Source organism: Corynebacterium phoceense, from assembly GCF_900092335.1.
Lineage (GTDB): Bacteria > Actinomycetota > Actinomycetes > Mycobacteriales > Mycobacteriaceae > Corynebacterium > Corynebacterium phoceense.
Genome location: NZ_LT596208.1, coordinates 1,815,124 through 1,836,471, shown reverse-complemented (window position 1 = coordinate 1,836,471; position 21,348 = coordinate 1,815,124). Strand labels below are relative to the sequence as shown.

Below are 21,348 nucleotides of genomic sequence, written 5' to 3'. Positions count from 1 at the left end.
CCCGCCGCAACCAGCTGCTGCTCGACCTCGGCGTCGAGTTCGGCCTCGGCGCCATCGAGGGCGCTGCCGATGCCCCGCTCGACGACCTCAAGCAGACCGTCGCCGGCATGGCCAAGGGCTACTCCGCCTTCGGCCCGGTGCTCGCCGACCAGGTTGCGGACACCCTGCGTCGTCTCACCGGCCCGGCGGGCAAGAAGCCGTCCTACATTGCGGAACGCGTCACCGGTCCGTGGGGCTTGGGCTCCGGCTGGGTTGACCGCGTGACCGCCGAGATCGTTCTCGGCGCGCGCGAGGGCGCCTCCCTGCGCGGCGGCGACCTTGCCACTCTGCCCACGGCTGCGGCCAACGCTGCGGCGCTCGACGACCTCATCGATGACGCTGTGCGCGCCGCCGGCCAGAAGGTCGGCCTCGACATCGCTATGCCGTCTGCCGGCGGTGCCGCCGGTGGCGTTGTCGACTCCGCTGCCCTCGACGAGTTCGCCGGCCAGATGAATGGCGCTCTCATCGAGACCGCCCGCACGCTGCTCGCCAAGCTCGGCGTCGAGCGGGCCACCACGGACTTTACCGATGCTCCAGATGAGCTCGCGGAGCTTGTGGCCAATGAGCTCGGCTCCGACTGGCCGCGCCTCGTGGCACCGGCCTTTGATGCTGACAAGGCCGTCCTTCTCGACGACCGTTGGGCCTCCGCCCGCGAGGACCTTGCGCGGGTCGCGAACGGCGAGGAGCTCCAGGTCGACGTCACGGGCGCCGGCGAAGAGGTTGCACAGATCGCGGATTACCTGGGGCTTGAAGAACACGCCATCGCCGCGCGTACCACCGTGGCCCTGGAGCACGCGAACGATATCGCGGTCGTCACCGGCGGTTCGCCGCGCTCCATCGCAGCGAGCGTCATCGGCGAACTGCTCCACGCAGGTGCCACCGTCGTCGCGACCACCTCGCGCCTGAACCACGAGCGCCTGGAGTTCTACAAGGAGCTCTACCGGACCCACGCCCGCGGCCGCGCCGCACTGTGGGTCGCCCCGGCGAACCTGAGCTCCTTCGCGGACCTCGACGCCTTCATCGACTGGGTCGGCCATGAGCAGACCGCGACCGTCAATGGTAAGTCCACGCTGCTTAAGCCGGCGCTCATCCCGACGCTGCTCTTCCCGTTCGCGGCTCCGCGCGTCCAGGGCACCCTCGCCGATGCCGGCGCTGCCGCCGAGTCCCAGATGCGTCTGCTGCTGTGGTCCGTGGAGAAGCTCATCGCGGGTCTCTCCGCGCTTGGCGCCGACACCCACGTGGGCCAGCGCCTGCACGTCGTCCTGCCGGGCAGCCCGAACCGCGGCCGCTTCGGTGGCGACGGCGCCTACGGCGAGGCCAAGGCTGCACTCGACGCGCTCGTGACCCGCTGGAAGTCCGAGCCCGTCTGGGGCGAGCGCACCTCGATCACCCACGCCCACATCGGCTGGGTCCGCGGCACGGGCCTGATGGGCGGCAACGACCCGATGGTCGAGCTCGTCGAGGCCAAGGGCGTGACCACCTACTCCACCGAGGAGATGGCCGCCAAGCTCGTGGGCGAGGGCACCAACGCCGAGACCCGCGCCCAGGCCCTCGAAGCACCCGTCACGCTGGACTTCACCGGCGGCCTGGGCGGCGCAGACCTCAATCTGCCGGAACTCGCGCGCCAGGCGGCGGCGAAGGCCGGCGCGTCTGCGGAGACGGAGTCTCTCACTGCGCCAGTCACCGTGCGCGCGCTGCCGAGCCCGCGCCAGCCCATCGCGTGGACGCAGCCGGACTTCTCCGGCGTGACGACGAACCTCGACGACATGGTCGTCATCGTCGGCGCCGGCGAGCTGGGCCCGGTGGGCTCCTCGCGCACGCGCTACGAGGTCGAGCTCACCGGCGATCTCACCGCGGCGGGCGTGCTCGAACTCGCCTGGACCACGGGCCTTATCAAGTGGGACGAGACCAACCGCACGTGGATGGCCGGCGACGAGGCCATCGCGGAGGAAGACATCTACGAGCGCTTCCACGATGAGGTCCTCGCGAACGTGGGCATCCGCCGCTACCACGATGACTTCGGCCCGCACCTGCCGATGGTCGACAACCTCGCGCCGGAGCTCACCACTATCTACCTCGAGCGCGACATGACGTTCGCGGTCGCCGACGAGGCCACGGCCAAGTCCTTCGTCGACGAGGTCGAGGGCGCGTCCGCGTACTTCGACGGCGAGGAATGGCAGGTCACCCGCCCGAAGGGTTCGCCGGTACGCGTGCCGCGTCGCGTCGCCATGTCGCGCTACGTCGGCGGGCAGGTGCCGAAGGGCTTCGACCCGGCTGTCTACGGCATCCCGGCGGACATGATCGATAACCTCGATCGCGTCGCGCTGTGGAACATTGTGTGCACCGTCGACGCGTTCCTCTCCGCGGGCTTCAGCCCGGCCGAGCTGCTTAGCATGGTCCACCCGGCGCGCGTGTCCTCCACGCAGGGCACCGGCATGGGAGGCATGGCGTCGCTGCGCTCGCTCTACGTGGACAAACTGCTCGCGCAATCGCGACCGAACGACATCCTGCAGGAGGCGCTGCCTAACGTCGTCGCCGCGCACGTCATGCAGTCCTACGTCGGCGGCTACGGCCAGATGATCCACCCGGTCGCCGCGTGTGCGACCGCGGCGGTCTCCGTCGAGGAGGCCATGGATAAGCTGCGCCTGGGCAAGGCGGACTTCGTGGTTGCCGGTGGTATCGACGACCTCTCCATCGAAGGCATTACCGGCTTCGGCGACATGGCCGCCACCGCGGATTCCGCGGAGATGGACGCCAAAGGCATCGACCACAAGTACTTCTCGCGTGCGAACGACCGTCGTCGCGGCGGCTTCATCGAGTCCGAGGGTGGCGGCACTCTGCTGCTGGCCCGCGGCTCCTTCGCCGCGGAACACGGCCTGCCGGTCCTGGGCGTCGTCGCGTTTGCCGAGTCCTTCGCGGACGGTGCGCACACCTCCATCCCGGCTCCTGGCCTGGGCGCGCTCTCCGCTGCTCGCGGCGGCGTGAACTCCCGCCTGGCGGTGGCGCTGCGCGAGCACGGCGTGACCCCGGACGAGGTGTCCATCATTTCTAAGCACGATACCTCGACGAACGCGAACGACCCGAACGAGTCGGACCTGCACGAGCGCATCGCTGCCTCGATGGGCCGCGCGGAGGGCAACCCGCTGTACGTCATCTCGCAGAAGTCGCTCACCGGTCACGCAAAGGGTGGTGCCGCGGCCTTCCAGCTCGTCGGCCTTACCCAGGTCCTGCGCGAGGGTATTCTCCCGCCGAACCGCTCGCTTGACTGCGTGGATCCGGCGCTGCGTCAGTACAGCCACCTCACCTGGCTGCGTCGTCCGCTTGACCTGCGCTCCGCGGCGCCGAAGGCGGGGCTGGTGACCTCCCTGGGCTTCGGCCACGTCTCGGCGCTCATTGCAGTCGTTCACCCCGGCGCGTTCCTTGCGGCACTCGCCGAAACCTGCAGCAACGCCGCGGCGCAGTGGCAGGAGGCCGCTCATGCTCGCGAGGCCGCCGGCCTTGCCCGCTATGATGCCGCCATGCACGGCGGGGCCGCTCTCTTCGAGCGTCCCGTAGACCGCAACTTGGGTGGCAACGGCGATGCCGTCAAGGACCGCGAGGTTGCCGTCCTCCTCGACGAGAACGCGCGCCTCGTGGACGGCGTGCTCACGCCGGGCTCTTAAGTTCCTTGCGAAAATCTCCTCCCGCGTTGATGCGGCGAGAGGATTTTTGGCAGCAACTGTCTTGTTCCTTGCGAAAATCTCCTCCCGCGTTGCTCGCAGGAGGAGATTTTCGCAATCAACGGCGGAGGGCAGGGTGTGAGGGCCTTGTTGGGCGAAAATGCGCACGGGCACATGCGAGGAGTGAACCACCGCGTCTACGAGGAGAAGATAGTCGTGTGGATGCGTCCATTGGCGCCGCGGCGGGGTCACGCTTATCGTGACCGGGTACATTCCCCGGAGTGTGATGCTGAGTGACGACCCATCTTTTAAAGAACACGCCGTCATGAGACGGGGCCGCGAATGGGGGTACAAGAGCGTAGGAAAAGCGCAGGCGGTGTGCGCTTGAACGATAAAGGTGCAGGTCATCGGGGTTGAGCTGGGGGAGTGGGGTGGGGCACGATACTCGAATGAGAAAGATGTGGAAGGCTTGGGCGACCGTTGTGACGGTCGCGGCGTTGGCGGGATGCTCGGCGACGGGTGGTGCGCCACGCAAGGATGCGGGCGTTGGAATGGCCGGTGGTGTCGACACGCCGCGGCTCACGGTCGCGATGGTCTCGCACGGCGCGCCGGGCGATACGTACTGGGACCTCGTGCGCAAGGGCGCGGAGGACGCGGCGCAGAAGGACAATATCGAGCTGCGCTACTCTTCGGACCCGCAGGCGCCGAACCAGGCGAACCTCGTGCAGTCCGCGATTGACGCGGGCGTCGATGGTATCGCGGTGACCATGCCGAATGCGCAGGCCATCGGGCCGGTCGCGCAGAAGGCCGTAGACGCGGGGATTCCGACCGTGGGCCTGAACGCGGGCATGGATGAGTACGAAAAGTACGGCATGAGCGCGTTCTTCGGCCAAGACGAGTCCGTCGCCGGTGAGAAGGCTGGCGAGAAGCTCAAGGGTGAGGGCGCGAAGCACACGCTGTGCGTCATCCACGAGCAGGGCAACTCCTCGCAGGAGGCGCGCTGCGCGGGCGTGAAGAAGGGCTCGGGCGCCAACGTGGAGCTGCTCTACGTCAACGGCCAGGACCTCACGGCGGCGCAGTCGACGCTGCAGGCGAAGCTGGCGCAGGACAAGAGCATTGATTGGGTCATGGCGCTGCAGGCCCCGGTGGCGTTGCGGGCTGTGGACGCGGTGAGGGACGCGGGCTCGCAGGCGAAGATCGCCACGTTTGATACGAACGCGGAGCTCGTCGGTGCCATCCAGGACGGCACCGTCGCCTGGGCCGTGGACCAGCAGCCGTACATGCAGGGCTACATGGCAGTCGATGCCCTGTGGCTGGCAAAGCGCAATGGCTCGACGCTCGGCGGCGGGCAGCCGGTCTACACAGGCCCGAGTTTCGTCGATGCCGAGAACGTCGACGCTATCGCCGAGTCCGCTAAGGAGGGCCTGCGATGAGTATCGCCGTGACAGAAGCAGACATCACCGCGCCGGAGACGGTGGGGGATGAACGCGTGCGGGAGCGAGGGGGCATCGGAAGGCTGGTGCGCCGCCCGGAGATGGCGAGCGTGCTCGGCGCGGTGCTCATCTTCGCGCTGTTTATGATAGTCGCGCCGGCGTTCCGGTCGCTCGAGGCGTTCTCGACGGTGCTCTACTCGAGCTCGACGCTGGGGATTGTGGCGCTCGCCGTGGGCCTGCTCATGATTGGTGACGAGTTTGACCTGTCGAGCGGTGTCGCGGTGACAACCTCGGCGCTCGTGGCGACGATGCTCAATTACAACCTGCACCTCAACTCGTGGGTCGGTGCGGGGCTGTCGCTGCTCGTGGCGCTGGGGATTGGTGCCCTGAACGGATACCTCGTGGTGCGCACAAAGATCGCGAGCTTCCTCATCACGCTGGCGGCGTTCCTCGTGCTCCAAGGCCTGAACCTGGCGGTGACGAAGCTGGTCACCGGCCAGGTGGCGACGCCGACGATTGCGGATATGGAAGGTTTTCCGTCCGCGCGCGTCGTCTTTGCGGGCACGATTCACATCGGTGGACTGAGTATCCGCGCGACGGTGCTGTGGTGGATCTTCTTCGTCGCCGTGGCGTCCTTCTTGCTCTACAAGACGAAGTTCGGCAACTGGATCTTTGCGGTGGGCGGCAACGCGGACGCGGCGCGCGCCGTGGGCGTGCCCGTCAAGCGCGTGAAGATTATCTTGTTCATGTTCGTCGGCTTCGCGGCGTGGTTCGTGGGCATGCATACGCTCTTCGCGTTCGACTCCATTCAGGCGGGCCAGGGTATCGGCAATGAGTTCTTGTACATCATTGCGGCGGTCATCGGCGGCTGCGCGATGACGGGCGGCCGGGGCACGGCGGTGGGCACGGCGATCGGTGCGCTCATCTTCGGCATGACCAACCAGGGCATCGTCTACGCCGGCTGGAACCCGGACTGGTTCAAGGCCTTCCTCGGCGCCATGCTGTTGTGGGCGGTGCTCACGAACACCGGATTTACGAGCTGGGCGAAGAGGAGCTAGGAAGATGACAATTTTTGAAGCGCGGGATATCGCGCAGCAGTTTGGCAATTTCCAGGCTCTTTCCGATGTGTCGTTGCGGCTGGAGTCCGGCCAGGTGACATGCGTGCTGGGCGATAACGGCGCGGGTAAGTCGACGCTCATCAAGATTCTGTCGGGCTTGCAGCGTCCGACCGCGGGATCGTTGGCGCTGGACGATGCTGAGGTTTCTTTCACCAGCCCGCGAGACGCCCTCGACCACGGTATCGCGACGGTGTACCAGGACTTGGCGCTCGTGCCGTCCATGCCGGTGTGGCGCAATTTCTTTGTGGGCCAGGAACTCACAGGAGCCTTCGGCCGGCTGAAGGAAGCCGAGATGCGACGGATTACCTCGGAGCAGCTTCAGGAGATGGGCATCGATCTGCCGGATGTGGGCGTGGACCTGGAGGCGCTCTCCGGCGGCCAGCGCCAGGTCGTGGCGATTGCACGTGCCATCTACTTCGGCGCGGAGTTCCTTGTGCTCGACGAGCCGACCGCAGCATTGGGCGTGAAGCAATCCGGGATGGTGCTGCGGTTTATCGCGGCGGCGCGCGATCGCGGGATGGGTGTTGTGTTCATTACGCACAACCCACACCACGCGCACCTGGTGGGCGACCACTTTGTGGTGCTCAACCTGGGGCGGATGGTCCTCGACGCGGCGCGCAAGGATGTCACGCGTGAGGAACTCACCCGCTGGATGTCCGGAGGGGCGGAGCTGGAGGTGCTCGAGCACGAGCTCGCCCGCTAGTCTGGAGACATGTTCTCCGTCGGCACAGACCTCGTCCACATCCCCGGTTTTGCGGAGCAACTCGCGCGGCCGGGCACGCGATTTACGGGTGTGTTTTCCGCGGCGGAACTGCGCCTGGCCACGCAGCGTTTCGGGAGCGGATCGGCGCGTCAGGCCGAGCACCTGGCCGGTCGCTGGGCCGCCAAGGAGGCGTTTATCAAGGCGTGGTCCGAGGCGCTCTACGGGCGCCCGCCGGTCATCGCGCCGGAGGCGGTGGATTTTTCGGAGATTGAGGTGCGCGCGGACGCATGGGGACGCGTCGGCCTTGAGCTGCGCGGCGCAGTGAAAGACGCCGTGGACGAATCGCTGGGGCAGTGGACTGCGTCCCTGAGCATCAGCCATGATGGGGATTACGCGACGGCCACGGTGCTGCTTGTCGCTAACTCGTAGCGACCGCAAAGAGGTAGGCGACGAGCATGCGCTTGATCTCCGCGACGACGTGGTCGAAGTTTTCTTCCGGGCCCGACACAGCGTAGTTGAGCAGCGACACCACCGTGTGCACGAGAAATCCGGCAAGATCAATGCGATCCTCGTAGGACAGCTCCACAGCGAGTGGCGCCAGCATCTCCGCCAGCGGTTCAAGCATCTCGCGCTCGGTCGCGGCCGCGGTAGCACGGGTGGCCGGCGTGGATTGGACGGCGTGCCACACGGCGCGGCGGGAGGGGTCCTCGCGCCACATGCGCGCCAGATGGTCGATGAACTCGTCTAGAAAGTCCGGCCACTGGAGGGCAGGGACGTGCTCCGAAAAGGAACGGATCTCCTCGAGGTTCGCCGCGGTGTCTTGGCGGTCGAGCTCACAGATGAGCACGTACTTGTTGGCGAAGAACTGGTAGAGCGTGCCGATGGGTACTTCGGCGCGCCGGGAGACCTCGTCGAAAGTGAAAGACTCGAAGCCGGCCTCGATGAGCACCGCGCGCGCCTCTTTGAGGATCCGCTCAAAGCGCGCGCGGCTGCGGGCTTGAGCAGGGCGGCGGCGCGGGACGAGGAGCTCGGCGTCGGAGGAACTGATCATAAAACGCTAGTCGAGCTCTTTGAGAATACGCGCGACGTGGCCGGTGGCCTTGACGTTGTACTTGGCCAGACCGATGGTGCCATCCGGCTCGACGAGGAAGGTGGAGCGGATAACGCCCTGGACGACCTTGCCGTAGTTCTTCTTCTCGCCAAACGCGCCGTAGGCCGTGAGCGTCTCCTTTTCCGGATCGGACAGCAGCGGGAAGTTGAGGTCGTGGTCCGCGCGGAACTTGGCCAGGGCCTCCGGCTTATCAGGGGAGATGCCCACGATGGCCACGTCAGAGCCGTTGAGCTGCTCGAAGGCGTCGCGGAAGTCGCAGGCCTCGGTGGTGCAGCCGGGCGTATTCGCGCGCGGGTAGAAGTAGACGAGTACGCGCTGGCCCGCGAAGTCGGACAAGGAGACCGTGTTGCCCTTGTCGTCGCTCAGGGAAAAGGCGGGGGCGGTGTCGCCCTCAGAAAGTCGAATCTGCTCAGTACTCTTCTCAGTCATGTATCCCACCATACCGCGTGGACGTGAGCGGCCTATCACAGCACGCAGGGCTACCGTGCGCTAGTGTAGGGAGAGCAAAAACTTAGGCGAAACTTGAGGAGTACACCATGGCACGCAGCACCGATGACATCCAGCGCGATATCGAGCGCACCCGCCGCCAGCTGGCCGGCACCCTGGACGAGCTGACGAACCGCACGAAGCCGCAGAACTTCGTTAACGACGCAAAGGTACAGGCCACCAGCAAGCTGCAGGAGCCGCAGACCCAGAAGGTCCTCGCCGGCGTCGCCGTAGCTGTCGTTGGCCTTATCGCCCTGGGCGTTGCCCGTTCGCGCCGCCGTTCCAACGACATCAAGGAGCTGCAGAAGCTCCTCGCACAGCGCTAAATTACTTCAGCGCCGCCCTCTGCCAACTCGGTGAGGGCGGCGTTTCCGCGTTTTTCATCCACCGGCGAGCACAGCTCCCGCAGTACCCTCACCTCAAAGCCGGCCTTTAGCGCGTCGAGCGCCGTGGCGCGGACACAATGGTCCGTCGCAATTCCGCAGACGTCGAGCTTGCCGATGCCCCGTTCCCGCAGCCAGGCTTCCAGCCCCACCCCCGATCCATCACCGTTCGTGTCGGCTTCGAACCCTGAATACGCCGCGGTGTAGGCGCCCTTTTTAAAGGCGGCATCGGCAGGCTGGAGCGCCGGGTGAAGCTCGGCGCCGGGGGAGCCGGCGACGCAGTGGACGGGCCACGTGTCGATGAAGTCTGGCTCGTCTGCGAAGTGTCCGGCTGGGTCGATATGCCAGTCCTGGGTCGTGACCACCGTGTCATAGGTGCCCTGCAGAGCAGCGATTTTCTCGGCGACCTCGTCGCCGCGGGCGGTGCCCAGCGCGCCGCCGGGGCAGAAGTCATGTTGGACATCGACAATCACGAGTGCACTCTTCATGGCGCATAAGTCTATATGCTGGGCAGGCATGAAGACGCCGATTCCGTATTACCTGGGCCAGATTCTCGAGTCAGTCCGCGACGAGGACGGGGGAGAGGTCGCTGACTACATCCCGGAGCTTGCCAACGCCGACCCAAACAAGCTCGCCGTGGCGCTGTGCTCGTCTACCGGGCACGTCTACTCGGCGGGCGATGCGGAGCATGAATTTTCCATTCAGTCCATTTCCAAGCCCTTCGTCTACGCGCTCGCGCTCCAGGAGCTGGGACTCGATGCCGTGCGCGACGTCGTGGGCATGGAGCCCTCCGGCGAGGCCTTCAACGAGCTCTCGCTGGGCCGCGACTACCGCCCCGTCAACCCGCTCATCAACGCGGGCGCCATCGCGGTCAATCAGCTCATCAACGGCGTCGACTCCTCCGTCGAGGACCGCAACGCGCGCCTCAACGAGTACTTCTCCCGCCTCGCCGGCCGGGACCTCTCCGTCGACGCTGGTGTCGCCGACTCGGAGCTCAACCACGCCGACCGCAACCTCTCGCTCGCGCACATGCTGCGCAACTACGACATCATCAAGGATGACGCGCACGACGCCGTCCTCTCGTATACGCACCAGTGCGCCATCCGTGTGGACGTGCGTGACTTGGCCGTCATGTCCGCGACGCTCGCCAACGGCGGCCGCCAGCCCGTGACGGGCGACAAGATCCTCGACGCGGACGTCTGCCGCCTCACGCTCGCCGTGATGAGCTCCTGCGGCATGTACGACGGCGCCGGCCGCTGGATGGCCGAGGTCGGCATCCCCGCCAAGTCGGGCGTCGCCGGCGGCCTGTTGGGTACCCTGCCCGGCCAGCTCGGCGTGGCGACCTTCTCGCCCCGTCTCAATGAGTCCGGCAACTCCGTGCGCGGCGTCGAGGCCTTCAAACTCCTCTCCTCAGACATGGGCCTGCACCTTATGAGCACGGACAACCGCGTGGGCACCCACCCCATCCGCTCCAAAGAGGAAGACGAGGACCACGCCGTTATTCACCTCCAAGGCCACATCAACTTCTCCGCCGCCGAGGCCATCCTCTACGAGCTCCAGGGCTACGACCTCGACGCGTGCCGCGTGGCCCTCGATATCTCCCAAGTCCCCAGCCTCAACCGCGTGGGCCGCCGCATGCTCAAAGAAGGCCTCCGCCGCCTGCGCGAGGGCGGCAACGAGATCGCCGTCATCGACCCCGACGGCACCCTCACCGACCGCGAGCTTTCCGATGGCACCGTCGTCCCCCTCGCAGACGCCGAGGACTATCACATCAACGGCGAGGACGTCCGCGACTAAGCCCCGGCTCCGTGTCCTGCGGTGACCTGCTCTTACCCTACGAGACGCCCACGCGAATATGGGTTAAGGGACAGAAGGGCATGCGGACGAAATCTTGGAGGATTTCCCGTATGACTAATGTGCGATACACGGATGCCCAGCGGCTTAAGGCATTAGAGGTATTCGATAGAACACAATCTGCTACCAAGACCGTTCGCGAGTTGGGCTACCCAGGCCGTTGGACACTCCATCGATGGATCAGAGAGCGTGATGTACCCCCAGCTGCCCCCATTCGGCGTACGACCTTAAAGCGCTACCCACTTGCGACAAAGCTCAAAGCCGTTGAGCTTTTTACCGCTGGTATGTCTCCTGAGGCCATCGCATCTGAGCTTTCGCTGAACTCGAAAATGAGCGTCTATGCTTGGGCCCAACGATTCCGCGAAGAAGGAAAGTGGGGCTTGATGAGCGCAACTGAACGCAAACAGTCTGCCGGCATTGTTACTCGTAAAGCCTTTGAGAAATCGCTTCCAGATGATGCGGCTGAACTCAAGAAGCTGGCAGCACGCCTATCAGCAGAAAAGGCCGTGTTAGAAAAAGAACTGGAAGAATTAAAAAAAGACGACAGCATCGACCCAGCCAACCTCAGTAACAAGTTCAAAGCCATTGTGGTCGATGCGTTACGGTCTTCTTTTCCAATTTCATTGTTGCTCGACATTGTTGGTCTCTCTTCATCCAGCTTCTATTACCAGCTCAAAGCCCTAAATGGCCCGTCAAAATATGCAGAACTGACAGAGGTGGTAACCAAAATCGTCGAGCATTCTGGATTCAGCTATGGATATCGTCGCGTATGGATCCAGTTGAAGAAACTGGGTATCAAGGTCAGTGAGAAAGTCGTGCGTCGAATCATCTCTGCCGAAGGACTCACGGTGCGCTACGTGAAGAAAAGGCGTCGCTATTCGTCCTATCGTGGTGAGATTTCGGAGGCGCCACCGAATCTGGTTAAACGAAATTTTCATGCCGAAGCGCCGGGTTTATTGTGGTTGACGGATATTTCTGAGTTTCCTGCTGATGACGGGAAAATATACTTTTCGGCGTTAGTGGACTGTTTCGATGGAAAGATTGTTGGGGCGACAACGAGCCGACACCCTAATCAGCAGCTTGCCGACGACTGTCTGAAGCAGGCGCTTGAAAACAATGCACCGCCTGACCCCGCAAAACTAGTAGTTCATTCCGATCGAGGTTGCCATTATCGGGGCAACAGTTGGATTCAAGCCTCACAGGACATCGGCTTTACGCGTTCGATGTCGAAGAAGGGATGTTCGCCCGACAATTCAGCGTGCGAGGGATTGTTCGGCAGAATGAAAAATGAGATGTTCTATGGACGTAAGTGGCCCCATTGTGATGAATTAGAGCAAGCAATTCATGAATATGTTGGCTTCTATAACGAACATAGAATCAAGCTTGAGTTCGATGGATTAAGCATCAATCAACGCAGGCGCGAACTGCTACTCTAAACATTCCTAAAAAATGTCCGCATCCCCTTTTGTCCCTTAACCCGCGAATATCGGGCGCGTGAGAGCCTATCTTCGCCTAGAATCGCTCGCAACGCGCCCGAAAACGACGTGCCAGCGCCGTAAGTCCCGCAGCGACGCGGAGCTCCCCTCAGGGCGGGCGGGAAAACGCAAAATCCCGCCGGGCGAACCCGGCGGGAAGATTGTGCGCCATCAGGGACTTGAACCCCGAACCCACTGATTAAGAGTCAGTTGCTCTGCCAATTGAGCTAATGGCGCTCACGTTGTCCGTCTGGGCTGTGCGCCCTGCCGTGCAACGAGAAATAACTTTAACCCGCGTTGGCTTGGATGTAAAATCGCCTGGTAGGCACTGCTTTTTACCCCTGTTCTATCGTCCGAGTCTAGCGCGAAAATGTGGGAAGCGTGCCTCGGCCTCTCGCGGCGGGGCGCTCTCTAGGTGCTCCGTACGCCGGTGGCGTTCGGTGATTAAAGGTGTGATGTGCCCGAATTTAAATCGGTGCCAACGCGGGCGATCGCCGCGGCGCAGTGGGCCATTGTGTTGCCGTGCCACTCCGAGAATTGGGTTAGCAATTTAAGAAATTTCACATTAGGATATTGCGCGTATGTCTGCCCCCTTATCACTTAAGGCTTGAACTGTGACAATTCCTCGCCGTCTGTCGGTCATTGCTACCCTGACCGTCGCCTCTATTTCCCTCGCTGCCTGCTCGTCCGCTGGTAACGGCGAAGACACCTCCCTCGTTGCGGAAGTTTCTTCCGTGGCCAATGAAGCTCATGACGCCGCCACATCCTCGGCTGCACAGGCTGCTAAGAAAGCGCCTAAGTTCTCCGTGAAGAACAATGCGACGGGCGTGTCCGTCACGAAGCCCATTACCGTGACCTCGGACGAAGGCGACGGCCTCGCTAAGGTCATCATGACTAATGAATCCGGCGGCGCCGTGGAAGGCGAGTTCTCCGAAGATAAGCAGACCTGGTCCACGACGGAGGTCCTCGGCTACGGCCGTACCTACACCGTCACGGCGAAGGACAAGAATGGCAAGTCGAAGACCATCACGTTCACCACGGATAGCCCGGCGTATACGACGGGCGTGGGGCTGAGCCCGCTGCCGGATTCCACTGTGGGCGTGGGCCAGGCTATTGGTTTTAACTTCTCTTCCGCACCGGAGGACCGCCAGGCCGTTCAGGATGCCATTGAAATCGAAACCTCCCCGCACGTGGATGGCGCTTTCTACTGGCTGAGCCCCACGGTCCTGCGCTGGCGTCCGCAGAAGTTCTGGGAGCCGGGCACACAGGTCAAGGTGAAGGCCAACATCTACGGCCTCGACATGGGCGGCGGACTCTTCGGCGACGCGGACAACGAAACGAACTTCACGATTGGTGACCGCACGGTCTCCATCGTCGATGACAACACGAAGACCATGCAGATCTGGAAGAACAAGAAGCTCATCAAGACCATGCCGGTCTCCCTGGGCCTCGAGGTTCCTGGCCGCGTGACCCCCAACGGTTGGTACACGGTGGGCGACCAGTATGACCAGCTCATGATGGACTCCACCACCTACGGCCTGGCTCTCGACGCCGGCGGCTACCAGACCATGGTGGACGACGCGACGCAGCTGTCCTACTCGGGCATCTACGTCCACTCCGCCCCGTGGTCCGTGTGGGCACAGGGCAGCCAGAACACCTCGCACGGTTGCATCAACGTCTCCCCGGAAAACGCTCAGTGGTACCTGGATAACGTCAAGCGCGGCGACGTGGTCTATGTCAAGCACACCTCCGGTGGCATCCTGCCTGCCACGGACGGCTTGGGCGACTGGAACATGGGCTGGGACGAGTGGTCCGCAGGTAATGCGGAGCAGTAAATGCGTTTCTCTGTCCTCGACCGTGCCGCCCGTGCGACCGGCGAGGGCTTTCCGGACGTCGTGGGTCATGCCCGCCACGTCGAGCGCCTCGGCTTCGAGCGCTTCCTCCTCGCTGAGCACCACGGCGTGCCCGGTATTCCCGCGGGCCAGCCCGCGCTGCTTGCTGCCCACGTCGCGGCGCACACGCAACGTATTCGTGTCGGCACCGGCGGCATCATGGTGCTCAATCACGCGCCTTTCATCGTCGCGGAGCAAATCCGTCTGTTGGAGACCCTCTACCCGGGCCGCATCGACATCGGCCTCGGCTCCTCGGTCGGCTTTACCGCGCCCATCCGCGAGGCCCTTGGCTCGCGCCCCAAGGAGCGCTTTGAGGCCCACCTCGGCGAGCTCCTCGCCCTCCTGGACGGCACTCCTCCCACGCCCCAGCCTGCCGATGCCCCCACACCCTCACTCTTCCTCCTCGCCGGCTTCCGCTCCGCTTTGACGGCCGCTCGCTTCGGCCTCGGCGTCATCCTGGGCGGGCCCGTCCACACCCAGGAGGCCGCGGCGAAGGCCTACCGCGAGAACTTCGCGCCCGGCGTTCTCGACGCGCCGCACGTGATCTCCTCGCTCAATATCGCGGTGGCTGATACGGAAGACGAAGCCCGCGCGCTTCTCCTTCCTGAGGCCGTCGCGAAATCCCTCTCTCTATCTACAGGTGAGTTCCCCTCGCTTGATCCACACCCCGATCTCAACGCGCTCACAGCTCAGCAACGCCGCCGCGTTACCGAAGCCCAAGCCCACGACGTCTTCGGCACCCCACGCGTCGTCCGCGACCGCCTCCATGCCATTGCACAGACCCTCGGCGTCGACGAATTCCTCGTCACCGGCGACATGCCTGACCGTCTCGCCCGCGCCCGCAGTGAGGAACTCCTCGCGCAGCTCTAGCCCTGCTCAGGCCAGCCGTGTGTCTTGGCCTCGGGCACGTCTTTTCTTGTCCCGTTTGCTCTCCCCGTGAACCTCATTCAGGACATAGGGACAAGGAAACCCCACAGGCATGCGTTTGCATCCTGTGGAGGCCCGGCGGTCGCCAGCGACTGTCTTTTCTTGTCCCGTCTGTCCTCCCCGGGCCCCTTGTGCCGGAGGTAGGGACGAGAAAACTCCTGCCCTGCGCGAGTTAGGATTGTCCGCTAATCTGTGGGCAACAAGGAATGAAGGGGGAGAGTTCCATGGGGGATCTCATCGCGACCGGTGCGAGTCCGCGGGAATTGAGAGCGGCAGTGCAGAAGAATCACGTCATCAAAATCTGTCACGGCTTGTACGTCACCAGGCAGCCGACGGCACACGAGCTCTGGGCTATCGTGAGCACTCGGTGGCCGCGGGCGGCGCTGACCGGAGAGACTGCAGTGCAGGTCTTCTTGGGTGAAGAGCTCACCTTTCCGCTGGAGATAGCTGTGCCTAGTTCCATGCCGCGGTCTCTGTGGTGGAACGTTCGTCGGCGTAAAGGTGCAGCGGTGGTGGACATGAACGGCCTGAGCGTCGTGTGTCCTGCGCAGGTCATTGAACACCTTGCCGACGATGAGCGGGCGGTGCAGCTCCTTGAACACAGGTATTCGGGTAGGAACGGCAAAGAATTCCTCGATACCGAGCTTCAGAACGTCCCCAAACTTCCGCACCGCACGCGAAGGTTGCTTGTGCAGGCTGCGATCGGGGCTGATTCCGTACCCGAACGCACCGTGGCTCGGGCATTGAAAGCGAAAGGATTCCATGTCGAGTCCAATTTCATCATCGGGCTCTACCGCTGGGACATTGTCCTCCCGAAGGAGAGGATTGCGGTGGGGATTGACGGCTACGAGTTTCATATCGACAAAAACCTTTTGTGCGCGACCGGTGGAAGAACAATGACGCCGTTCTACGCGGCTGGCTGACGCTGCGCTACAGCGGGATGTGCGTTACTCACCATCCGAATTATGTCGTTGAGCAGATAGCCACTGCCCGTAAACCGAATCTATCCTCGGCTTGGCATTCGTTTGTGGGGCGTTGGCACCGACTCTGGAACACTATTACGCATTTCGATCCATGGGATGCGCCGCCGGTTCATTAGCTAGGCGGACGACAAAAGCTCCGAACCCTGAGGTTCGGAGCTTTTAGACTTTGGGGTGGCTGACGGGGCTCGAACCCGCGACACCCAGGATCACAACCTGGTGCTCTACCAGCTGAACTACAGCCACCATCGCTACTTAAAAGCAGCAATGAGTAGATTAACCCACAGGCGCTAAATTACAAAAACGCCTGGTAGACGGCCACAGACTCTTCCTGCGCGGCGAGCGCCTCATCGGAGTCGGGGCCTTCGCCTGGAACGAAGACGCTGCGGCGGTAGTAGTCGAGCTCGCGGATGGACTCGATGATGTCGGCCAGCGCGCGGTGGGCCATGCCCTTTTCTGGCTGGTGGTAGTACGCCTTGGGGAACCAGCGGCGCGAGAGCTCCTTGATAGTGGAGACGTCGATCATGCGGTAGTGCAGGGCGGCGTCAAGGCGCGGCATGTAGGCGCGGATGAACGTGCGGTCCGTGGCGATGGAGTTGCCGGCCAAAGGCGCGGGATGCTCCGGATCGCAGTGCTCAGCGATAAGGGCCAGTACAGCATTTTCGGCCTCGTGCACGGACACGGTGGAGGCGCGGATTTCGTCGAGCAGCCCATTGGAGGAGTGCATATTGGTGACGAAGTCATCCATCTCGGCCAGTTCTTCCTCGGTGGCGTGGACGACGAGGTCCAAGCCTTCGCCCACCACGTTGAGGTTGCCGTCGGTGATGATGGCGGCGACTTCCACGATGACGTGGCGCGAGGTATCCAGGCCAGTCATCTCGAGGTCAATCCACACGAGGCGGTCATGCTTGGGGGCGATGTCAGCTTGAGTCATGGCAACCATTGTAGCCCTCGTGTCTTACCCCCAAAGCGGGGCGTTGTGTTCAACGTTTTCGACGCAGCCTGAGTCCAAACGTGCTGCATATCACAACTAATCGCATATTGCGGAGTGAAACATGTAAGAGAAAATTCGTTATCTAGCTCACTTTTTCTTAACTGTTGGTGCATTATCGTTATCAACTCATCGCCCTTCTCTGGATGAGGACTCACTTGAATAGGAGCCCGCAATGTCAGCGTTTTTAGACTCACTCAATTCAATTATTTGGTCGCCAGCACTCGTCTTCCTTTGCTTGGGGGCTGGCATTTACTTCACCCTCGTCACGAAATTCCTGCAGATCCGGTGTATCCCGGACATGCTGCGCCAGCTCGTCCACGGCGAGAAATCCGAAAACGGTGTCTCATCATTCCAGTCGTTGATGATCTCGCTGGCTGGGCGCGTCGGCGTGGGCAATATCGCGGGCGTGGCCACGGCTATCGCCTTCGGCGGCCCAGGCGCGGTGTTTTGGATGTGGGCGGTGGCGCTGCTCGGCTCGGCGACGTCCTTCGTGGAATGTACGCTCGCGCAGATTTATAAGGAACAGGACCGCGATACTGGCGAGTACCGCGGTGGTCCGGCGTACTACATCGAAAAGGCGTACAGCCACACCAAGGCTGCTCCATTCATGCTCATCTATGGCGTCGTGTTCGCGATCTCGATGATTCTCGCCACCAGCTACTTCCTGCCGGGAATCCAGGCCAACGGCGTGGCGGCAGCGGTCAACAATGCGTGGGGCATCGACTTCACGTGGTCTGCGGTGGTCCTTGCCAGCATCCTCGCCATCATCATCATCGGTGGCGTGAAGCGCATTGCCAACTTCGCCTCCGTTGTCGTGCCGTTTATGGCGGCGGCGTACATTATCATCGCCGTGGTCATCCTGTTCATGAACTTCTCCGACATCCCGCACGTCTTCGGGCTGATCTTCCGCTCCGCATTCAACATGGAAGCTGGCTTCTCCGGTATGCTCGGCGTGGCGATTATGTGGGGTGTTAAGCGCGGTATTTACTCCAACGAAGCCGGCCAGGGCACCGGCCCGCAGTCCGCCGCCGCAGCTGAGGTTTCCCACCCGGCGAAGCAAGGTTTCGTCCAGGCCTTTGCGGTCTACATCGACACGCTCTTCGTGTGTTCTGCGACCGCGTTCATCATCATCTCGACCGACATGTACAAGGTCTTCGAGGGCGAATCCGAGGACGGCCCGGTGCGCTACGCAGGCTCGTTGGCAGAGGGCATTCCCGTCGGCCCTGGCTTCGTGCAGGAGGGCATGAGCTCTGCCTTCCACGGCGTGGGCCCGACCTTCGTCGCCATCGCTATCGCATTCTTCGCCTTTACAACGGTGCTTGCGTACTACTACATGGCAGAGACCAACCTGACCTACTTCAATCGCTGGGTGAAGAACCGCACCGCCCGCCGCGCGCTCGTGTGGCTGTTGCGCGTGCTCATCATCGTCTCGGTGGTCATCGGTGCATCCACGACGCCGGGCGCGGCCTGGGCGCTGGGCGACATCGGAGTCGGCGCTACCGCGTGGCTGAACATCGTGGCCATTCTCTTCCTGCAGGTCCCGGCCCTCAAGGCGCTCAAGGACTACAGCGCGCAGAAGAAGCAGGGGCTCGATCCGCAGTTCGATCCGGAGGCGCTGGGCATCAAGAATGCGGGCTTCTGGACCGAGCGCAAGGCCGCGCGCGAAGGGTTCGCAGCGGACGTGCGCGCCACCGAGCGCACGGCCCCCGAAAACGTCTAGCTTGCCGATGCCCCCGTTCTACTCCCCGCCGCGCCCCCAGCGCCGCGGGGAGTAGTCGTCCTTAAGCCATTTTCACGTAGAAACTGCCGATGACCGGCGCGGCGATAGGCGTGGGCACGACCTGGCCGGCCAGGTTCATGAGCTTCGACAACGGGCCGGGGACCACGCGGCGCTGGTTGCGCGCCATGGCCTTCAACGTTTCGGCCGAGCAGGACTCGTACGTGGTCCACAGGAAGTCCGGCACGACCTTGTCCACGATGGACTGCTCTTCCTCGGGAACGACGGCGTCGCGCACGGGTCCCGGCGCCAGCAGCGTGCAGGTCACGCCGGTGTCCTTGAGCTCGTAGTGCAGTGCTTCTGTAAACGCGTTGACGCCGGCCTTGGTAAACACGTACGTCGCGTTGTTGGGAATGGAGACGTTGCCGGCCGCCGAGCCGACGTTGCAGATGGCACCGCGGCGGCGCGGCAGCATCTGCTCGAGCGCTGCGCGGGTGAGCCGGTGGACGGCTGTGCCGTTGAGCGCGAACTGCTTGGTCTCGTAGTCCCAGTCCTGGTCCATGAATTTGCCGAAGCTGGCGATGCCCGCGGAGTTGATAAGGATGGTGACCTCGAGCTCGCCCATGCGGGTAATGAGGCGGTCGACATCGGCGGCATCGGAAAGATCGACGGCAAACGCCTCAGACTCCACACCGAAGCCGCGCAGCTCGGCTGCGACGGATTCCAGTACGGCCTCGCGGCGCGCGACGAGGATCGTGTTGTAGCCCATCTTGGCCAGGTCCGTGGCCATTGCCTTGCCGATGCCCTGGGAGGCGCCGGTCACCACCGCGTACGAGGTGGGGGAAGGGGCAGGCAGGCCGTGTGCACGGGTCATGAGGGTCCTTTCAACAGATACATTACGTTGGGCACCAGCGTAGCGTGTCGCACGGACACGAGGCGGCAAGTGCGGCGAGCACAGGTGAGGCTGGAAATCAGGGTAAACCCGGATGCGCAGGGCTTCTACTTCGAGTTGAATAAAAAGTGTCAGACAACACTAGACACGACGACCAGCAAGGAGACCACCATGAACAACCGACTTACTCGTTCGACGACCGACCGCTACGTCGCAGGCGTTTGCGGCGGCATCGCGGAGACCTACAACGTTGACCCCGCTGTGGTTCGCATCATCTTCATCGTGCTGACCCTCATGGGGTTCTCCGGAGTGTTGGCCTATGCCCTCATGTGGTGGGTAATCCCAGAAAACCAGAACTAACCCAAGAACAACCAGGTCACGCACTATCTCCCACCACACGCAGACCATGCGATCCCGCACCGATCCCGCACCCGATACTCTCCGTAATAGCCGAAACAATCCGGTCGCGGGAACCGGCGATCACATGCGTGTACACCTTCAACGTAAACGCCGGACTTGAATGCCCCAACACCTCCGCAACATCCTGAATCGGAACACCGGCAGTCAACAACGCCGACCCGAAGTAATGCCGCAACGCATGAAAATGCACCCTCTGCGCCCCCGTGTACGTCGCCGCAATAAACACCCGATCGCCGGCACCCTTAACCCGCACAGGCTTCACCCCATCAAGCGTAAACACGTAATCATCGCCCCGGCGCCCTGCAACATGCGCTTTCAGCAAGGGGCGAATTTCATCGGCAATCGGAATGTCGCGCCGCGATGCTGCTGTTTTCAGCTCAACCCTGCGCGGCGGGCTCGTCTTACCAAGCTGCTTACGCACCTTGATAATCCCCTCGTCCAGGTCAACCTCCCTGACGACAAGGCCCGAAATCTCCGACACGCGCATCCCGGTAAACAACGCAAACGTGAGCATATCCGCCACCTCCGGCGACGGCCCCGCCGTGTGTTGCAAGACTTCCCCCTTCGACGGGTGATTCTTTGTATAGACCGCCCCACCCTTACGGACGCACTTAATTACCGTCTGAATCTCATCTAGCGTCGGAATGTCATCGGGTTCAATAGCGTCCGTGCGTGGCAATGTGATTACCGGGTTCTTCGGCACGATTTCTTGTTCCACACCCCACTTGTAGGCGCTTCGCACATGCCGAAGAATGCCCTGCACTGTCCCAGGGGCAAGCCCCGTATCAGTGCGCGAAATCCACTCACGGCCATGCTCCAATTGCGCGGCCCACCGGGTTATATCACTCGGCGTGACTTCACGTGCCGGCCAATCAGCCAACCATCCCAGCTGCCGGTCGCGGGTGAACCTATATTGCTCGACGCTGGTCTGCCGGAGTGGGCGGTGGTCCATCCATGCCTGGAACAGTTCACGGACGGTGGTCTTCTCCGCTTCGTGGGGGAGGTAGGAGCCGCGCCGGCGGTCGCGCTCGCGTTCAGCGACGTGTGCTTTTGCTTCGCGTCGCGTGTTGAAGCTCTTCGAGTGCTCCTTGCCGGAGGGGTCGCGCCAGCGCGCCACCCACCTTGTGGCGCCATTCTTCGTGACGCGTTTCTGCACAGCCATGCTGATACACTTCCTTATGGTCATGCCCCTATGCGGGCGTGGTCAATTGCTGCCGCCCTGGCACTTCGGTTTGGTCGCTGTGAGTGCTGGGGCGGTTTTGTCG

The 21,348-nt window shown here is 63.0% G+C and carries 19 protein-coding genes and 2 tRNA genes; 13 read left to right on the top strand and 8 right to left on the bottom strand.

Translation table 11 applies throughout. From position 1 onward, the window contains the following. From BN9444_RS15290 to acpS, 5 genes are all read left to right on the top strand, one after another. Positions 1-3,701 (top strand): beta-ketoacyl synthase N-terminal-like domain-containing protein (locus BN9444_RS15290; RefSeq protein WP_267886672.1); only part of this gene is annotated, 3,701 nt, incomplete at its 5' end. A 446-nt stretch (positions 3,702-4,147) separates the two neighbouring features. Continuing rightward, positions 4,148-5,131, top strand: a complete 984-nt coding sequence (locus BN9444_RS12940; RefSeq protein WP_066511758.1) for a substrate-binding domain-containing protein — start codon at positions 4,148-4,150, stop codon at positions 5,129-5,131. Further along, positions 5,128-6,189: an ABC transporter permease gene (locus BN9444_RS12935; protein ID WP_068802116.1), complete on the top strand. Its 1,062-nt coding sequence runs from the start codon at positions 5,128-5,130 to the stop codon at positions 6,187-6,189. The genes BN9444_RS12940 and BN9444_RS12935 overlap by 4 nt, the downstream gene beginning before the upstream one ends. A 4-nt stretch (positions 6,190-6,193) precedes the next feature. Continuing rightward, on the top strand, positions 6,194-6,952 hold the full coding sequence (locus BN9444_RS12930) for an ATP-binding cassette domain-containing protein (protein ID WP_066491591.1): 759 nt from the start codon (positions 6,194-6,196) through the stop codon (positions 6,950-6,952). A 9-nt stretch (positions 6,953-6,961) separates the two neighbouring features. After that, a complete protein-coding gene (gene acpS, locus BN9444_RS12925) occupies positions 6,962-7,381 on the top strand; it encodes a holo-ACP synthase AcpS (RefSeq protein ID WP_068802115.1) in 420 nt (139 codons plus the stop codon). Here the strand turns inward: acpS and BN9444_RS12920 are convergent. Both BN9444_RS12920 and bcp read right to left on the bottom strand, forming a co-directional pair. Further along, positions 7,371-8,003, bottom strand: a complete 633-nt coding sequence (locus tag BN9444_RS12920; RefSeq protein WP_068802114.1) for a TetR/AcrR family transcriptional regulator — start codon at positions 8,001-8,003, stop codon at positions 7,371-7,373. The two genes, acpS and BN9444_RS12920, sit on opposite strands and share 11 nt — an antisense overlap. A gap of 6 nt (positions 8,004-8,009) precedes the next feature. Then, positions 8,010-8,492: a thioredoxin-dependent thiol peroxidase gene (gene bcp, locus BN9444_RS12915; RefSeq protein WP_068802113.1), complete on the bottom strand. Its 483-nt coding sequence runs from the start codon at positions 8,490-8,492 to the stop codon at positions 8,010-8,012. A 107-nt stretch (positions 8,493-8,599) separates the two neighbouring features. On the opposite strand from bcp, the gene BN9444_RS12910 reads away from it, so the two are divergent. Further along, a complete protein-coding gene (locus tag BN9444_RS12910; protein ID WP_066491608.1) occupies positions 8,600-8,875 on the top strand; it encodes a DUF3618 domain-containing protein in 276 nt (91 codons plus the stop codon). Here BN9444_RS12910 and BN9444_RS12905 read toward each other — a convergent pair. Beyond that, the gene (locus tag BN9444_RS12905) at positions 8,872-9,420 is read right to left on the bottom strand and encodes a nicotinamidase (RefSeq protein ID WP_068802214.1); all 549 of its coding nucleotides are present in this window, start codon (positions 9,418-9,420) and stop codon (positions 8,872-8,874) included. The genes BN9444_RS12910 and BN9444_RS12905 overlap by 4 nt on opposite strands. A 28-nt stretch (positions 9,421-9,448) precedes the next feature. Between BN9444_RS12905 and BN9444_RS12900 the strand changes: the two genes are divergently transcribed. Both BN9444_RS12900 and BN9444_RS12895 read left to right on the top strand, forming a co-directional pair. Further along, the gene (locus tag BN9444_RS12900) at positions 9,449-10,729 is read left to right on the top strand and encodes a glutaminase (RefSeq protein ID WP_066491610.1); all 1,281 of its coding nucleotides are present in this window, start codon (positions 9,449-9,451) and stop codon (positions 10,727-10,729) included. Between the two features lie 110 nt (positions 10,730-10,839). Continuing rightward, positions 10,840-12,222: an IS3 family transposase gene (locus BN9444_RS12895; RefSeq protein ID WP_077210023.1), complete on the top strand. Its 1,383-nt coding sequence runs from the start codon at positions 10,840-10,842 to the stop codon at positions 12,220-12,222. A gap of 203 nt (positions 12,223-12,425) precedes the next feature. Here the strand turns inward: BN9444_RS12895 and BN9444_RS12890 are convergent. Further along, a tRNA-Lys gene (locus tag BN9444_RS12890) sits at positions 12,426-12,498 on the bottom strand. A 377-nt stretch (positions 12,499-12,875) separates the two neighbouring features. On the opposite strand from BN9444_RS12890, the gene BN9444_RS14415 reads away from it, so the two are divergent. The 3 genes from BN9444_RS14415 to BN9444_RS12875 all read left to right on the top strand — a co-directional run bounded on the left by BN9444_RS14415 (position 12,876) and on the right by BN9444_RS12875 (position 16,003). Further along, positions 12,876-14,096, top strand: a complete 1,221-nt coding sequence (locus BN9444_RS14415) for a L,D-transpeptidase (RefSeq protein WP_068802112.1) — start codon at positions 12,876-12,878, stop codon at positions 14,094-14,096. Continuing rightward, positions 14,097-15,023, top strand: coding sequence for an MsnO8 family LLM class oxidoreductase (locus BN9444_RS14410; RefSeq protein ID WP_068802111.1), 927 nt, complete (start codon positions 14,097-14,099; stop codon positions 15,021-15,023). It begins immediately after the preceding gene. A gap of 281 nt (positions 15,024-15,304) precedes the next feature. After that, positions 15,305-16,003 (top strand): type IV toxin-antitoxin system AbiEi family antitoxin domain-containing protein, encoded by a 699-nt coding sequence (locus BN9444_RS12875; protein ID WP_141681563.1) that lies wholly within the window; start codon positions 15,305-15,307, stop codon positions 16,001-16,003. 227 nt (positions 16,004-16,230) lie between these two features. Here the strand turns inward: BN9444_RS12875 and BN9444_RS12870 are convergent. Both BN9444_RS12870 and orn read right to left on the bottom strand, forming a co-directional pair. Further along, positions 16,231-16,306 (bottom strand) — tRNA-His (locus BN9444_RS12870). 49 nt (positions 16,307-16,355) lie between these two features. Next, positions 16,356-17,003 carry an oligoribonuclease gene (orn, locus tag BN9444_RS12865; RefSeq protein ID WP_066491630.1) on the bottom strand — a complete coding sequence of 216 codons (648 nt, stop codon included), beginning with the start codon at positions 17,001-17,003 and terminating at the stop codon, positions 16,356-16,358. Positions 17,004-17,226: 223 nt separating this feature from the next. Here orn and BN9444_RS12860 point away from each other — a divergent pair, with 223 nt between their 5' ends. Then, positions 17,227-18,774, top strand: a complete 1,548-nt coding sequence (locus tag BN9444_RS12860) for an alanine/glycine:cation symporter family protein (RefSeq protein ID WP_066491632.1) — start codon at positions 17,227-17,229, stop codon at positions 18,772-18,774. 61 nt (positions 18,775-18,835) lie between these two features. Here the strand turns inward: BN9444_RS12860 and cmrA are convergent, their stop codons facing one another. Next, the gene (cmrA, locus tag BN9444_RS12855; protein ID WP_068802109.1) at positions 18,836-19,645 is read right to left on the bottom strand and encodes a mycolate reductase; all 810 of its coding nucleotides are present in this window, start codon (positions 19,643-19,645) and stop codon (positions 18,836-18,838) included. A 189-nt stretch (positions 19,646-19,834) separates the two neighbouring features. On the opposite strand from cmrA, the gene BN9444_RS12850 reads away from it, so the two are divergent. Next, the gene (locus tag BN9444_RS12850) at positions 19,835-20,023 is read left to right on the top strand and encodes a PspC domain-containing protein (protein WP_068802108.1); all 189 of its coding nucleotides are present in this window, start codon (positions 19,835-19,837) and stop codon (positions 20,021-20,023) included. Between the two features lie 16 nt (positions 20,024-20,039). On the opposite strand, the gene BN9444_RS12845 is transcribed toward BN9444_RS12850, so the two are convergent. Beyond that, positions 20,040-21,245 carry a tyrosine-type recombinase/integrase gene (locus tag BN9444_RS12845; protein WP_068802107.1) on the bottom strand — a complete coding sequence of 402 codons (1,206 nt, stop codon included), beginning with the start codon at positions 21,243-21,245 and terminating at the stop codon, positions 20,040-20,042. Positions 21,246-21,348: the final 103 nt, after the last annotated feature.